This window comes from Acinetobacter stercoris (genome assembly GCF_900323515.1).
Classification (GTDB): domain Bacteria; phylum Pseudomonadota; class Gammaproteobacteria; order Pseudomonadales; family Moraxellaceae; genus Acinetobacter; species Acinetobacter stercoris.
Window position 1 is genome coordinate 1 of the sequence record NZ_OOGT01000103.1, and the last position, 13,459, is coordinate 13,459.

Here is a 13,459-nt window from a genome sequence, read left to right on the forward strand (position 1 = left end):
CCAATACGGTATACCCATTATTTAATCTCATAGTGTTAAGTAGCATATTTATGTTGATGACATTTTTTGTTTTTATAATTTACGGGGTACTGGCAAATATATTTCGGAAATTTGTTATTGAATCTAAATCCATACAGCAAATTTTGCGTTATAGTTTTACAGCAATCTTTGTAAGTTTAGGAATAAAACTTTCAACGACCCGGCCTTAAAACCAAGACTATGTTCTTGAAGTATCTGCTAACGTTTAAGATAGCACTTTAATGATGACCACGTTGCTGATCCAGTCGTCGTTGCAAGCTATCTTTACGTCCAATCCATCGCCAAGGCTGTAATGCACCAACACCCATACCAATCAACCCACAAACAATCGCAAAATTTAAAGGCTCTCCAAGCAATGGAACAGCGATAATTGCAGCAATAAATGGTGCTAAAGTCACGATACTGCCTGTTTTAAACGCACCTAAACGCTTAATCGCCTCCACATAAGTTAGTGTTGCAATAATCACGACAAAAATCCCGTGAAATATAGTCTCAAAAATCAAATGTACAGGTGCAACATCTCCTAAGTTTTTAGGTAAGAATAAAAGATAAATCGGGAGATAAATCAGTGCAGACCATATTGCAACACCAGCCATAGAGTGCCATGCAGAAAGCTTCCATTGTTTCAATAATACGGTAAAAATTCCCCACCATATTGCACTAATAAAGAATAATAAGTCTCCAGAACCAAATGCTACACCTGTTTGTTGATACATCAGGTAACTCATGATTACTATCGCAGAAACCATGATGACCAGACTAATCCAGGTGTGCTTATCAAAAGGCTGTTTAAATAGAATAAAAGCAGAAATGGCTGTACATAAAGGAATACAACCATTAAGAAAAATTGCTGCATGTGCAGCAGGTGCGTAGTGAAATGCACTGTATGAAGTTAAGCAATAAACAACCCCACCTAACATTGCCAGAATAAAAGGCTCTTTTTTCCATAAAAAAGCTGTATCTTTTTTATAGATCAGGATAGGCATCAAAATACAAAAAGCGAGAGAGAAGCGTAAAGCCGTAATATCCCAGGGTGTAATATGCCATATTGCATTTAATCTTGAGGTGATGGTAAATCCGCCCCAAATACACATTGTAATAAGGACAAATAAATAACCTTGAGATCGCGAAGACATTGCAAACTTCTTTAAATATAGATTGAGGGTAAAATATGATTAAAACCTCAGATCTGTTCTATAGCCCAGATCTGAGGTTATTGATTCGCTAATCCTGGGTAAGTTCAAAACTATGCTTTGAAAAATCAACTGCTACTAAAATTTAAAAATTACGTTGACGGCATGCTTCATATAAAGCCATACCTGTCGCAACACTAACATTCAAACTTTGCAAATTTCCAGACATCGGAATATAAACCGTTTGATCACATTGTGACTGAGTAATAGGACGCAAACCTGTGTCCTCAGCCCCCATGACAATAGTAATCGCGCCTGTCAGATCACACTCTTGTAAAGGCAATGCTTTTTCATCGAGCATAGTGCCAATAACACGTACATTATATGTTTCTTTGATATGCCCCAAAGTACGTGCCAAGTTTGTGACTTGTATAAACTTGACCTTTTCCGCACCACCTGCCGCCACCTTACGTGCAGTCGGAGTCAAACTTGCTGAACGGTCACGTGGCACAACTACAGCCTGAACTCCCATTGCGGCGGCGGTACGGATACATGCGCCCAGATTATGAGGGTCGGTCACTTGATCCAATGCCAACAAAAAAGCATCTGGTGTTAGTTCCAAGAGCTGATCCAGATCTTTTTCATTCAAAGTAGGATGCGGACGAACTGCTGCAACCACACCTTGATGAAATGGCAAACCTGCAAGCTTTTCCAAAGTATCTCTACTGGCTTTTTGAATACTAATACCAAAAGGTTCAGCAAGCTCTAAAATACGTTGCAAGCGTTGATCATCACGCCCCTTCAAAGTAAATAAAGTTAAAACCCGTTCAGGTTCAAGCTCTAACAATGACTCTACAGAATGTACGCCATAATAATATTCTGGTTTCGCCATGAACGACCTCAACTTAAACTTGGAAGTTAAACATAAGAACAAAATAAAAAATCCTGCAAAGTAACTTTACAGGATTTCTGACTTTGAGAGTATTTTACCCGATTTTAGCTAAAATATCTTTGCTTTCATCGAGAGAAGTTCATCTCACATTTTAATTAGCCTTCGAGATGACAGACGTAATCAAGCACATCATCTGTCTCAATTCTAAATTTGCTATTACCTGGTACATAAAATGACTGCCCTGCACGGAACAATTCACTCTCTGTATTATCGGCGATAAAAACCCGACATTCACCTGAAACAATCTCCATACGTTCAGGGACATGAGTTTCAAATACAAGTGCTTCTTCTGTCGGAAGGATGACACCTAAGGTCTTTTTCGTTCCGTCTTCAAATTGAACAGTATGGCTAATACATAAACCACCAAAATAGACGTTTGATTTTTTTATCACTGATACATGATCAAACTGAGCTGACATGCGTATTCTCCAGATAATGCGCACTAAATTTTTAATGATTGATGTAGTTTAATTGTGCTCGTTCAACTAATCAATCTATGTTTTCATATGGATAAATTTTAATAGTCCACAGCTTGGATTCAATGCGTCTTGTATAATGCCTAGGCACATCAACACTGATCTGACGTGAGTCTAAAATATCTGCATCATAAGCACAAATGATTTGTTCATGTTCATCCAATAATTTCCATTGTACTTTTTTTGCAGTTGGATGCTGAACTGCGATTGTAAAATTCGAAGAACCTTCATTCATTCCAACATGAAATTTTGATAAATATTCAAAATCTTTTTGCTGCTGACAGACAGGAAAATCATGTGCCCCAGATTCAAATCCCTGGCTGTCATTTGCCCAAACACTTTGCTTTAGAGTAGGCCAAATACTAAAACGCAAAAAATGCTGATCCATCACCCGGGTATTTAAAAACCGTCCTGTGTGGATAAAATCATGCACCATCTGCTCGACATTTTTAAATACACCATGTGTTCCACCCCACATCCCAGCCAGAATCAGCTCAGTATGTGAATAAAAGTCACGCATGGTATGAAACCACTTTGTACTACTCAACCATTGATCGACCGCAGCCCGCTCTCTATAAGAGACCAATGAATCGGCGTCACGAATCAAAAAGCGTTTAACAGATGGATCGTCCATCACAAAAAAACGCCAATATAAGCCGGAAAGCTGCTTTTGTTGTGGGGAAACGTAGACAACTTCTGCTCCTTTTTCCCGCAAACGCGAAATAATATGCTCAGGAACACTATCATCCACATAGAAACGGCAGGTCCATTCAGGATAAATTTCTTTCGCCAAATCTACATTGATTACAGATGTCTCACAATAGCGAGGTAACCCTCCAAAGAGTGAATAGGCAATTATATTTTCTTTAGGATGATCAGGATTAAATACAGGTGGAATAGTCTGAAGCGTTGTCAAAACTGCTTCCTGACTCACTTGAGCTTGTTTCGTCTCAAGTGCCAAAGCAGCATATTTTTTCATTTCTTCTGGCTTATTTAGAAAATGACAGACTTCGGTCAGACCATCATAGATATTGGTATCTATTTGTGTACCGCTATATTTAATTGCCTGTAGATAATGTTGGTAAGCATCACTATAGCGTTCAAGGCGGAGCTCATTGTATGCCAAATCCATTAAAATATTCTTTTGGGTTGGCACAAGTTGATGTGCTTTTATAATATAAGAATATGCTTGCTGATAATCGAGTTCATTCACAGCCCGTCTAAAAGAAATTGATAAATTTTCCAGGGTTTTATTTAATTTCGCCACATTCTGTTTTGTTTTTACATGTTTTACTGGTGGCTTTGGTAGCGGAAGTTTCATTTTCATAATCAAAATGGTATAGAATTATCCAAGTTGTTCTATCTTAAAATAAATCGTCACTTGTGACAAAAACAAAAGTTCACTATCTTTAGTCTTAAACTTCGCAGCTCTGGATGCGTATATGCTGACACACTTAACACTGATCAATTTTGCTTTAGCTGATAACCTTGCCATTGATATTGACCAAGGCTTTAATGTCCTCACAGGGGAAACCGGGGCGGGTAAATCATTACTGCTAGATGCATTATCAGCATGTTTAGGTGATCGTACTGATACAAATTATGTTCGTTATGGTGCAGAAAAAGCAGATGTAACTGCCATTTTCAACTATCAACATGAAAGTGCCGAAGCCAAATGGTTACAAGCGCATGAAATGGAAGATGACACAGGAGAAATCCACCTCAGACGTGTTATTTTTGCAACAGGTAGAAGCAAAGCATGGATTAACGGTCGCCCTAGCAGTCTTTCCGAGCTTAAAGAACTTGGCCGTCTATTGGTACAACTATATAGCCAGCACAGTCAGCAACAGTTATTAGAACCACCCTATCCCAAGCATTGGTTAGACCGATACAGTAACTTTCAAAAAACTGCACAAGATGTACGTGATGCCTATGCTGTATGGCAGAAAAATATTCGCCAGCATCAGGCTGCTTTAGATGCTCAAGCAACACGCTTGCAACGAATTGAAACTTTAGAGCTACAACTCGAAGAACTCGAAGACGTAGTACAAATTCATTATAAAGATATTGAACAGGAATTTGACCGTCTAAGCCACCATGAACATATCATGCAAGATTGTGGCTATAGTCTGAATGTTTTAGATGAATCAGAACAAAATATATCTCAGGAAATATCCTCAATCATTCGTCGACTGGAATCACATGCTGGACGTAGCGAGCAGCTTTCTGAAATCTACAATTCACTGCTTAATGCCCAGAGTGAGCTTGAAGATGCAACTGCAAACCTAAGACAATTTATAGATCGTCAAAGCTTCGATCCTGAACGCATGGAACAGCTTAACTCCCAATTGGAAGTATTCCATCGTCTGGCACGTAAATATAGAACCCAACCTGAAGAACTCAAAACCGAATATGAGAGATGGCAACAAGAGTTAGAAAAGCTACATCAGCTCGAAGACCCTGAAACACTTGCAGAACAGGTTGAAATATCACATCAAATATTTTTAGAGAGAGCTGAACATCTGGATCAAATCCGTCGTGAAGCAGCGATTCCTTTAGCGAAACAGCTGACGGAACAGGTTAAACCACTTGCCTTACCTGAGGCGTATTTTGAATTTAAATTTGAACCTTTAGAACAGGTTTCAAGTGAAGGGCTAAGCTCTATTCAACTACTTTTCACCGCGAATAAAGGTATTCCTGCCCAGCCTCTTGCACGTGTTGCATCAGGTGGTGAACTGTCTCGTATTGCACTGGTTATGCAAGTCATGAATGCAGAAAAAACTGAGTCTGAAGTCCTTGTATTTGATGAGATCGATGTCGGTATTAGTGGCGGAACTGCTGAAATTGTAGGACGTTTACTGGCAGGACTTGCAAAACATGTGCAGATTTTATGTATTACCCATCAGGCTCAGGTTGCAGCACAATCTGATCAGCATTTATTAGTGAAGAAATTACAGACTGACCCTGCAAGTAGCACTATTGTTGAACTTGAAGAAGATCAACGTATTTTAGAGCTTGCCCGCATGACAGGCGGAGTAGAAATTAGTGAAACGACTTTGCAGCATGCAAAGCAATTACGCCAGCTAAAATTTCAAAACAGCCATTAAAAAAAGTTTGTTGAAATCACATTAGTCTTGTATGTTGGTAAAACCAATATAAATAATTTGTCGACCAAGGAGAACTGCTTAGGTGACCAAACAATATTTGACGCACCGTTGCCTGATTGCCCCGCCTGAAATGAATGATGATTTCTTTGCAAATACTGTCGTATATCTCGCCCGTCATGACGATGAGGGAGCTCAGGGAATCATTATCAATCGACCAGCCGGATTACAAATTAAAGAATTATTAAATGATCTGGATATTGATGCAGATAATGTAAATCCACATGAAGTTCTTTTAGGGGGACCACTTCGTCCTGAGGCTGGCTTTGTTTTACATACTGGACAACCTGTATGGCACTCTTCAATTGCTGTAGGTGAGAATGTTTGTATTACCACCAGTAAAGATATTTTAGATGCCATTGCACACAATGAAGGCGTTGGGCGCTATCAGATTGCTCTCGGATATGCGAGCTGGGGTAAAAACCAGCTTGAAGAGGAAATTTCACGTGGTGACTGGTTGATTTGTGATGCAGATATGGATCTGATTTTCAACCTACCTTACACCGATCGCTGGGATGCAGCATATCGAAAAATCGGGGTAGATCGTAGCTGGTTATCATCTGAGATCGGTCATGCCTGATTCAAACCCTGCACAGATGATCATGGCATTTGATTTTGGAACACAAAAAATGGGCATGGCTGTCGGGCAAGCACTCATTGAAAGCGCAAGCCCACTTGCCTTATTTCCAATGAAAGATGGTATTCCTAATTGGGATAATCTGCATAAAATCATCAAGCAATATCAACCCAACCTATTTTTAGTTGGTCTACCTCTCAATATGGATGAAACAGAGTCAGAGCTCTCTGCCCGTGCGCGTAAATTTGCACGGCGTTTGCGTCATCAGACAAATATTGAAACGTTCATGGTAGATGAACGCTTAACAACACGTGATGCACGCAATGAACTTGAGCACTATCACACGCAAGGGCGTGGAAAAAATATTGCTGCAGATAGTATGGCTGCCTGTTTATTTATCGAAAGCTGGTATCGCAATCCTGAAGGAATTAAACCGTAGGGTTAATCATATTCAAAAAAATTAAACCCTGGATAATCTCTTTGTCAGTTTAAAAATTTTCTGGGGAACTTTTAAAATAAAAATATCACAGAACTCTCTACGTATAGAAATGTTGACAGTCAATCCAGTGCATAGTTTATCTCATATCATGAACCCAATAAAAAACCGAGAGTGAGGTCTCGGTTTTTTATTGGGCAAAATCAGATCTCGATCTGGCTTCCCATTTCTACCACCCTATTTGGAGGTATCTGATAGAAGTCACTCACTGGGCTGGTATTGCGCTGCATCGAGATAAATAGCTTTTCACGCCATGGTGACATGCCGTCTCCTACAGCGTGAATTAAACGGTCACGAGAAATAAAGAAACTCATCCGCATCATATCAAATTCAAAATCAAGCTGTTTATAAGCCTGTTCTAATGCATGAGGAATATTAGGTTGATCTTTAAAGCCATAATACATAAATATCCTCTGGAAACGCTCATCCAGAACTTCAACACGGACTCTTTCCTGATCAGGTACATAAGGAACATCCCGGGTAATAACCGTCACCAGAATATTTCGCTCATGCAGAACCTTATTATGTTTAATATTGTGTAGCATCGCATGTGGCACCATACTCGGGGTACCTGTTAAAAAAATTGCCTCACCTGGAACAAAGATCGTTTCATTACTCAAACTGACACTTTTGATAAAAAGATCCAAAGGTAAAGCATCTTTTTCAAGACGGTTAAAGACAATCTCTCGTCCAGTTTTCCACGTCATCAGAATCGTAAATGCAATTACACCAATGAGGATAGGCACCCATCCACCAGAAACAATTTTAAGCGAAGTCGAGGCGATAAAAATAAAATCTATAATTAAAAAAGGAACAGCAAACAAAGCCACTTTCCATTTTGACCATCGCCATAAACCAAAAGCCAGAAAAGAAATCAGAATCGTATCACAGAGCATGGTCATGGTAACTGCAACACCATAAGCATTACCCAAGTTCGCACTGGTCTGGAAAATAAGAATAAGTAACAGGATCGAAACGTAAAGTATCCAGTTAATGAAAGGCAGATAAATCTGGCCTTGTTCCACATCAGAGGTATGGTGAACCGTTAAACGGGGCAAATAGCGCAATTGTATCGCCTGATTTGCCATAGAAAAGACACCTGTAATCACGGCCTGCGAAGCAATCACAGCTGCTGCTGTCGCCAGAATAATGACAGGATATAATGCCCATTCTGGAACAAGTAAATAAAATGGATTTTCAATCGCATCTGGATTACGTAGCAGTAATGCACCCTGACCTGCATAGTTTAAAAGTAAACATGGTAAAACAATGAAGAACCATGCCATGCGGATAGGTAACCGTCCAAAATGCCCCATATCAGCATATAAAGCCTCACCACCAGTCACGGTAAGAATCACCGCCCCCATTGTTAAGAATGCCACCATAGGCTGATGATAAATAAAGTTTACTGCCCAATGGGGACTCACCATAGTCAGTACATAAGGAGTTTGACTGATACTATAAACACCAATCAAACCTATAGAAATAAACCATGTCAGGGTAATCGGACCAAAAAACTTGCCCATGGTCCCTGTACCATGTCTCTGAACCAGAAAAAGTGCTGTCAATATCCCTATAGCAAAGGGTGTCAGCCATTTATTGAACATCGGTGTCGCAATACTTAAACCTTCTATGGCAGACATCACCGAGATGGCAGGTGTGATAATACCATCACCAAAAAATAGGGAAGCGCCAATAAAGCCGAGTGCGATAAGATAGATTTTTTTATTATCTGCTATACGTGTTGAACGTAGGTTGAGTGCCAATAATGACATAATCCCACCCTCACCATTGTTATCTGCACGCATAATAATGGTGACGTATTTAAAACTAATGGTGAGCATTAAGCACCAGAAAATTAGAGATAATATTCCCAATACCGTAACTTCTGAAATCGCAATATGCGCCTCAAGAAAACACTGGCGCAGTGCATACAATGGACTTGTTCCAATGTCTCCAAACACCACCCCCAATGCAGCAAGGGTTACCGCAGGCAATGCGGCTTTTTTTGCAGTACTTTGCATATATTAGTCTTCATTATCGACACTATTTTTGCGCAATATTATCACTGTGCAAAATCTTTTGCTCTAATTCAATTGTTTCTTCTTGGCTTTTTTGAAAAATTTAGATATTATCCCTCGCGCATGGTGAGGTGTCCGAGTGGCTGAAGGAGCACGCCTGGAAAGTGTGTATACGTTTACGCGTATCGAGGGTTCGAATCCCTCTCTCACCGCCAAAATTCATATTCATGCGGTTGCATGAAGCATCAAAAGGCTTAAATCTAAAGGGTTTAAGCCTTTTTTGTTGTCTCATGTAATCTCATGGCACCCATTGCAATCCCCCATAACGAGGGGGATAATTGGGGGGCAGGTTATCTAAGCGGATTTTCGTCCCCCAATTTTGTATGGAAGTGTCTTTAAATGCTTACAGATGCACAAGTCAGAAAAATTAAACCACTTGAAAAGAAAAAACGTTACTCAGATGAAAAGGGTTTGTATCTAGAAGTTACTTCTGCAGGCGGTAAGTTTTGGCGCTTAAAATATCGCTTTAATGGTCGTGAAAGCACTTTAACTATTGGAAGCTATCCTGAAATTACACTTGCCCAAGCCCGCCGTGCTCGTGATGAAGCACGCATCCAGCTGTATCAGAACATTGATCCCAATGCGATAAAGAGTCAACGCTTACAGGAAATTGACGAAAGCATCCTGTTTAAATCGCTTGCAATGGAATGGATGGAAGACCGTAAAGCTGTTATTAAAGAAGCCACTTATTTACGTGACCTTTCTGTTTTTGAAAAAGATTTATTTCCTGCTTTAGGCAATCTACCTATTGATCAAATCAAAGGTAAAGATGTGCTTGCTTGTGCTAAGAAAATTGAGGAACGTGGCGCACAGGAGATGGCTAAGCGTTCTATCCCCCTAGCAGGCCGTATTTTCCGTTGTGCGATACGTAAAGGCATAATTGAGCATGATCCTACCCCTCACCTACAAGAGGCGCTAAAGCCCCGTAAAGTAAAGCATATGGCACGTTTAGATATATCTGAATTTCCTGCTTTTCTGGAACGTATGGATCGCTATCACGGTAATCTTATTATCAAATCTGCTTTACAGCTTATGACGCTTACTTTTGTAAGAACGGCGGAGCTTCGTTTAATGGAATGGGATGAAATCGATTTTGAAAACAAATTATGGCGTATCCCTGCCGATAAAATGAAAATGGCTTTACCACATATTGTGCCGCTTTCAAAACAAGCTTTAGACATACTGGAAGTGATTCGACCAATCACTGGAATGAAGCAATACGTGTTCTATAACTACAGTACGGCTAAACCTATAAGTAGTAACGCTTTGTTATGTGCAATCCGTACTATGGGCTATAACGGGAAAATGACAGGGCACGGCTTTCGCGGACTAGCTTCAACCACACTACATGAACAAGGCTATATGCATGATGCAATTGAAGTCCAGTTAGCTCATAAAGTAGGTAATGCCGTATCACAAGCTTACAATCATGCTCAACATATGGACTATCGAATTAAGATGATGCAGGAATGGTCTGACTTTATTGATGGCTTACGAAATAATGTCATTCCTTTTCCTAAATATAAAGTCATATAGGTTCTTATAATGTTGCCAAATACGATTGATGAAGCGATTCAAGCAATTGGGAAGAACTGTACTAAACAAAAAATTGCCGATCTAATTATAAGTGGTGAACTTGAAGCTTGTTTTTACTTTGAGGGAGTTATTGGAGTTGTAAAAGAATTTATTCCAATTGTTCACAGCACAATGACTCCAACAGAATTAAAAACCGAGCTTCTACACACACAAATCAATCCTGATTGGTTAAAAATCCCAAAAGACATGACTGGGCTTTATGATTTTTTATATCAAAAACAGGAAATTCTTAAAATTAAAAGTGTTACAGGAAAATGTCCAACACTCGATGAATCGCGTACATTTGACTTCGTATTACTAGATGAAATAATCGAATATTATGAGTTATCACAAGAAATTAGTGATCCTAAAATTTTATCCTATTCACTAACACTGGATGAACTCCATATTTCAGCCGAAAGCTTGAAAAAATATATCGAGCATCAACAAACAGAAGATATAAATATTGCTCTTCTAAATGAAATAGAAACTTTAAAAAAACAAATAGCGACACTAAATGCAGATTTAGTCAAAGGTAAAAGTAAAAAAACCTATAATCAATTAATATACGCGTTACTTAATTACGCAAAATTAGATATTTCTCACCCTTATAGCATTTATCATTTATTAGCCAAGCATTGTGATGAACAAAAGGAAGTCATTCCTATTCCTACTAATGAAGTATTTGCTGATTATGTTCAAAAAGCAGTGTACGAATTTAATAATAGAGATCCGAAATAATCCGATATCGGACATTGAAGTTTAAGCCTTTCCTAAAATGCGCCTATCCCATGCAATCACTACCAATTGCATGATATTCCAACAACTTACATTGATAGGTGTAAACCATGTTTCAAGAAGAATTCTTGAGAATGAAAGATCTCGCCAATCGCTCCGATTACAAGGGACTAATTGGCGTTTCCTCCCAAACACTTTGGCGCTGGATTCAACAGAATCGCTTCCCAGCTCCTATCAGAATCGGCTCAAATATTTCTGTATTCAAAATGTCTGAGGTTCAGGCATGGATGAAGGCACAGGGCTAAAAATGACTGAATCCAAAATTTACAACCGTAAACAGGCATCTGAATTTCTAGCAAACCATTTACCCCACAAAACTGCGGATCAATGGCATCACTGGCTTGTCAGAAACATTAGGCAATCAAAGCACGTTTACAAATTGGCGTTTAAGGAAATTGGAAGGCAAATCTGTTACTCAGAGAACAGTTTGCTTACCTTTATTAAATCGTCTACCACACCTTACAACAAAATGAACAAAGGAGTTCAACATGGATGTTAAAACTAAGATTCTCGGTACAGTTGTTTCACAAATCGTGGAAGACTTGATGAATCACAAAGACTGGGATTCTTTAATGGGATACACGGACTGGACAACTTTCAATTGTAAAGTAAATCACAAACAGCTTACTTCAACAATTCAGTTACTGCTCCAATGTCCCGAATACAAACAAATCATTAAATATGGCAACAAAATCTTTAATGATGAAATGACCCGACAATCGGAGGAATTCAATCAAAAGCTTCAAAAAATCCCTTGTTAAAACTGACGGATTGAAAAAAACGGCTCTTAGAGCCGTTTTTTATTGCAAATTAATTTACAGGAATACAGAAGCCATGAATGATATTCAACTTAGCCTAGAATACCAACAACTTATGAATCGATTGGATCATTTAGATTTAATTGATCCATTTCACGATGATTATTATGCAGAAATGCAAGCTATCAATTTTCAGCGTGCATTTATCAAAGCTCAATCCGAGCGTCAGCTACTTCTACCATCGACAACATCCCAAGTTTTGAGCTTATCCATTTACACACCGCATGATGAAATGATTGACCTTATGGATTCATTAACTCAAATCTATGCCAAAAATGCACAATCAGCAGAGGATTTCGAAACCATTATTTACTCAAACATCAATAACTATGATTTCAAGGGAATGAATATTATGGTTAAAGCTCAAGTTGATTTTTTAGACTTATATTTTGAAATTGAAAAATCTTCTACACGGCATGACATTAAGAAGTATTTAACTGAAAAAACTGGGATTACTCACTACATTTCAGAACATAAAAAAGGCTTCATTATTCGCTTACACGATATGAATTCTATTGATCAATTACAGCGCCGTATTAAGCATTTAGATCACTTTAAATGCAATAGAGAAAGCTTTCGAATCATGGAAATTGAACTCGCGGTTGATTTCTATCGTTTTAAGCACAGAGCGCTTGTTACAGCCCTTTTTAAATCTATTTGTCTTCCTAGTACAGCTGAAAACTTCCGTGTTTTTAAGAACCAATCAGGTGTATTTACTCCCATTCCATTAACCCCTCTCGCAATGATGAATAAACTTGAAAGTGGATATAACATTGGAATTAATCATAAAAAAGCAGATGAATACTGGCATCTTTATGTCAAAACAACAGATCAAAACAAACAACCGTTACCTGAATACAAATGGCGCATCCGTGCAGAAAAGAACATTAAACTTAATGTTTTAAATAAAATGGATAATCGACTGACAAATTTAAAGAGAGTCTTATTTGATGGATTCAAAGGAATCAGCTTTACACAATTAATGAATAGCGCTCCCCAATCTATGAAAGACACTTATAAAGAATCCATTCAACCTTTTGGGATGGAGCAAGAAATCTACTATGATAAATCTCGTCATAAACGGACTTTACAGAAATATATTGAAAAAAATGCTGATTTGAATCGGCTTATTTCCAATACAGTTCATAATTTACTACGCAATTTTGCTATCAGTGTTTAAGTACAGTAATTCTAGCGTAAGCCTTAACTCTTAAGGCTTACGGATTTCTTTACATGTTTAATCTGCCTAATAACTTATATAGAGTAGTAATACCTATATTTAAGCATCAATTTAATATTTACTTAACTCTAAATTAACCTCTGTCATATAAATGAGCGAAGTCTTGAGAA

The 13,459-nt window shown here is 38.5% G+C and carries 13 protein-coding genes and 1 tRNA gene; 9 read left to right on the forward strand and 5 right to left on the reverse strand.

Features of this window, described 5'->3' with window-relative positions; genetic code table 11:
* Positions 1-257: 257 nt before the first annotated feature.
* From KPC_RS11490 to KPC_RS11505, 4 genes are all read right to left on the reverse strand, one after another.
* On the reverse strand, positions 258-1,175 hold the full coding sequence (locus KPC_RS11490) for a DMT family transporter (protein ID WP_121974519.1): 918 nt from the start codon (positions 1,173-1,175) through the stop codon (positions 258-260).
* Between the two features lie 142 nt (positions 1,176-1,317).
* A complete protein-coding gene (gene rlmB / locus KPC_RS11495) occupies positions 1,318-2,064 on the reverse strand; it encodes a 23S rRNA (guanosine(2251)-2'-O)-methyltransferase RlmB (protein ID WP_121974520.1) in 747 nt (248 codons plus the stop codon).
* 155 nt (positions 2,065-2,219) lie between these two features.
* Positions 2,220-2,543, reverse strand: coding sequence for a pyrimidine/purine nucleoside phosphorylase (gene ppnP, locus KPC_RS11500; protein WP_121974521.1), 324 nt, complete (start codon positions 2,541-2,543; stop codon positions 2,220-2,222).
* Positions 2,544-2,613: 70 nt separating this feature from the next.
* Positions 2,614-3,927, reverse strand: a complete 1,314-nt coding sequence (locus KPC_RS11505) for a tetratricopeptide repeat protein (RefSeq protein ID WP_121974522.1) — start codon at positions 3,925-3,927, stop codon at positions 2,614-2,616.
* A gap of 115 nt (positions 3,928-4,042) precedes the next feature.
* Between KPC_RS11505 and recN the strand changes: the two genes are divergently transcribed.
* From recN to ruvX, 3 genes are all read left to right on the forward strand, one after another.
* Positions 4,043-5,707, forward strand: a complete 1,665-nt coding sequence (gene recN / locus KPC_RS11510) for a DNA repair protein RecN (RefSeq protein WP_121974523.1) — start codon at positions 4,043-4,045, stop codon at positions 5,705-5,707.
* 82 nt (positions 5,708-5,789) lie between these two features.
* Entirely contained in the window at positions 5,790-6,344 is a 555-nt protein-coding gene (locus tag KPC_RS11515; RefSeq protein ID WP_121974524.1) for a YqgE/AlgH family protein, read from the forward strand.
* Positions 6,337-6,780 (forward strand): Holliday junction resolvase RuvX, encoded by a 444-nt coding sequence (gene ruvX / locus KPC_RS11520; protein ID WP_121974525.1) that lies wholly within the window; start codon positions 6,337-6,339, stop codon positions 6,778-6,780. The genes KPC_RS11515 and ruvX overlap by 8 nt, the downstream gene beginning before the upstream one ends.
* 200 nt (positions 6,781-6,980) lie before the next feature.
* Here the strand turns inward: ruvX and KPC_RS11525 are convergent, their stop codons facing one another.
* Complete coding sequence (locus KPC_RS11525) at positions 6,981-8,861, reverse strand: potassium transporter Kup (RefSeq protein ID WP_121974526.1); 1,881 nt, start codon at positions 8,859-8,861, stop codon at positions 6,981-6,983.
* A gap of 122 nt (positions 8,862-8,983) precedes the next feature.
* Here KPC_RS11525 and KPC_RS11530 point away from each other — a divergent pair.
* From KPC_RS11530 to KPC_RS11560, 6 genes are all read left to right on the forward strand, one after another.
* A tRNA-Ser gene (locus KPC_RS11530) sits at positions 8,984-9,073 on the forward strand.
* A gap of 184 nt (positions 9,074-9,257) precedes the next feature.
* On the forward strand, positions 9,258-10,454 hold the full coding sequence (locus KPC_RS11535) for a tyrosine-type recombinase/integrase (protein ID WP_121974527.1): 1,197 nt from the start codon (positions 9,258-9,260) through the stop codon (positions 10,452-10,454).
* A gap of 9 nt (positions 10,455-10,463) precedes the next feature.
* The gene (locus tag KPC_RS11540) at positions 10,464-11,234 is read left to right on the forward strand and encodes a hypothetical protein (protein WP_121974528.1); all 771 of its coding nucleotides are present in this window, start codon (positions 10,464-10,466) and stop codon (positions 11,232-11,234) included.
* Positions 11,235-11,341: 107 nt separating this feature from the next.
* Positions 11,342-11,536: a helix-turn-helix transcriptional regulator gene (locus KPC_RS11545; RefSeq protein WP_121974529.1), complete on the forward strand. Its 195-nt coding sequence runs from the start codon at positions 11,342-11,344 to the stop codon at positions 11,534-11,536.
* 243 nt (positions 11,537-11,779) lie between these two features.
* Complete coding sequence (locus KPC_RS11555; RefSeq protein WP_121974531.1) at positions 11,780-12,052, forward strand: hypothetical protein; 273 nt, start codon at positions 11,780-11,782, stop codon at positions 12,050-12,052.
* Between the two features lie 73 nt (positions 12,053-12,125).
* Complete coding sequence (locus tag KPC_RS11560) at positions 12,126-13,289, forward strand: hypothetical protein (protein ID WP_121974532.1); 1,164 nt, start codon at positions 12,126-12,128, stop codon at positions 13,287-13,289.
* The last annotated feature ends 170 nt before the right edge of the window (positions 13,290-13,459 follow it).

Coding starts and splice junctions, on each gene's coding strand:
- KPC_RS11490 (WP_121974519.1), bottom strand. CDS start 1,175: ATGTCTTCGCGATCTCAAGGTTATTTATTTGTCCTTATTACAATGTGT.
- rlmB (WP_121974520.1), bottom strand. CDS start 2,064: ATGGCGAAACCAGAATATTATTATGGCGTACATTCTGTAGAGTCATTG.
- ppnP (WP_121974521.1), bottom strand. CDS start 2,543: ATGTCAGCTCAGTTTGATCATGTATCAGTGATAAAAAAATCAAACGTC.
- KPC_RS11505 (WP_121974522.1), bottom strand. CDS start 3,927: ATGAAAATGAAACTTCCGCTACCAAAGCCACCAGTAAAACATGTAAAA.
- recN (WP_121974523.1), top strand. CDS start 4,043: ATGCTGACACACTTAACACTGATCAATTTTGCTTTAGCTGATAACCTT.
- ruvX (WP_121974525.1), top strand. CDS start 6,337: ATGCCTGATTCAAACCCTGCACAGATGATCATGGCATTTGATTTTGGA.
- KPC_RS11525 (WP_121974526.1), bottom strand. CDS start 8,861: ATGCAAAGTACTGCAAAAAAAGCCGCATTGCCTGCGGTAACCCTTGCT.
- KPC_RS11535 (WP_121974527.1), top strand. CDS start 9,258: ATGCTTACAGATGCACAAGTCAGAAAAATTAAACCACTTGAAAAGAAA.
- KPC_RS11540 (WP_121974528.1), top strand. CDS start 10,464: ATGTTGCCAAATACGATTGATGAAGCGATTCAAGCAATTGGGAAGAAC.
- KPC_RS11545 (WP_121974529.1), top strand. CDS start 11,342: ATGTTTCAAGAAGAATTCTTGAGAATGAAAGATCTCGCCAATCGCTCC.
- KPC_RS11555 (WP_121974531.1), top strand. CDS start 11,780: ATGGATGTTAAAACTAAGATTCTCGGTACAGTTGTTTCACAAATCGTG.
- KPC_RS11560 (WP_121974532.1), top strand. CDS start 12,126: ATGAATGATATTCAACTTAGCCTAGAATACCAACAACTTATGAATCGA.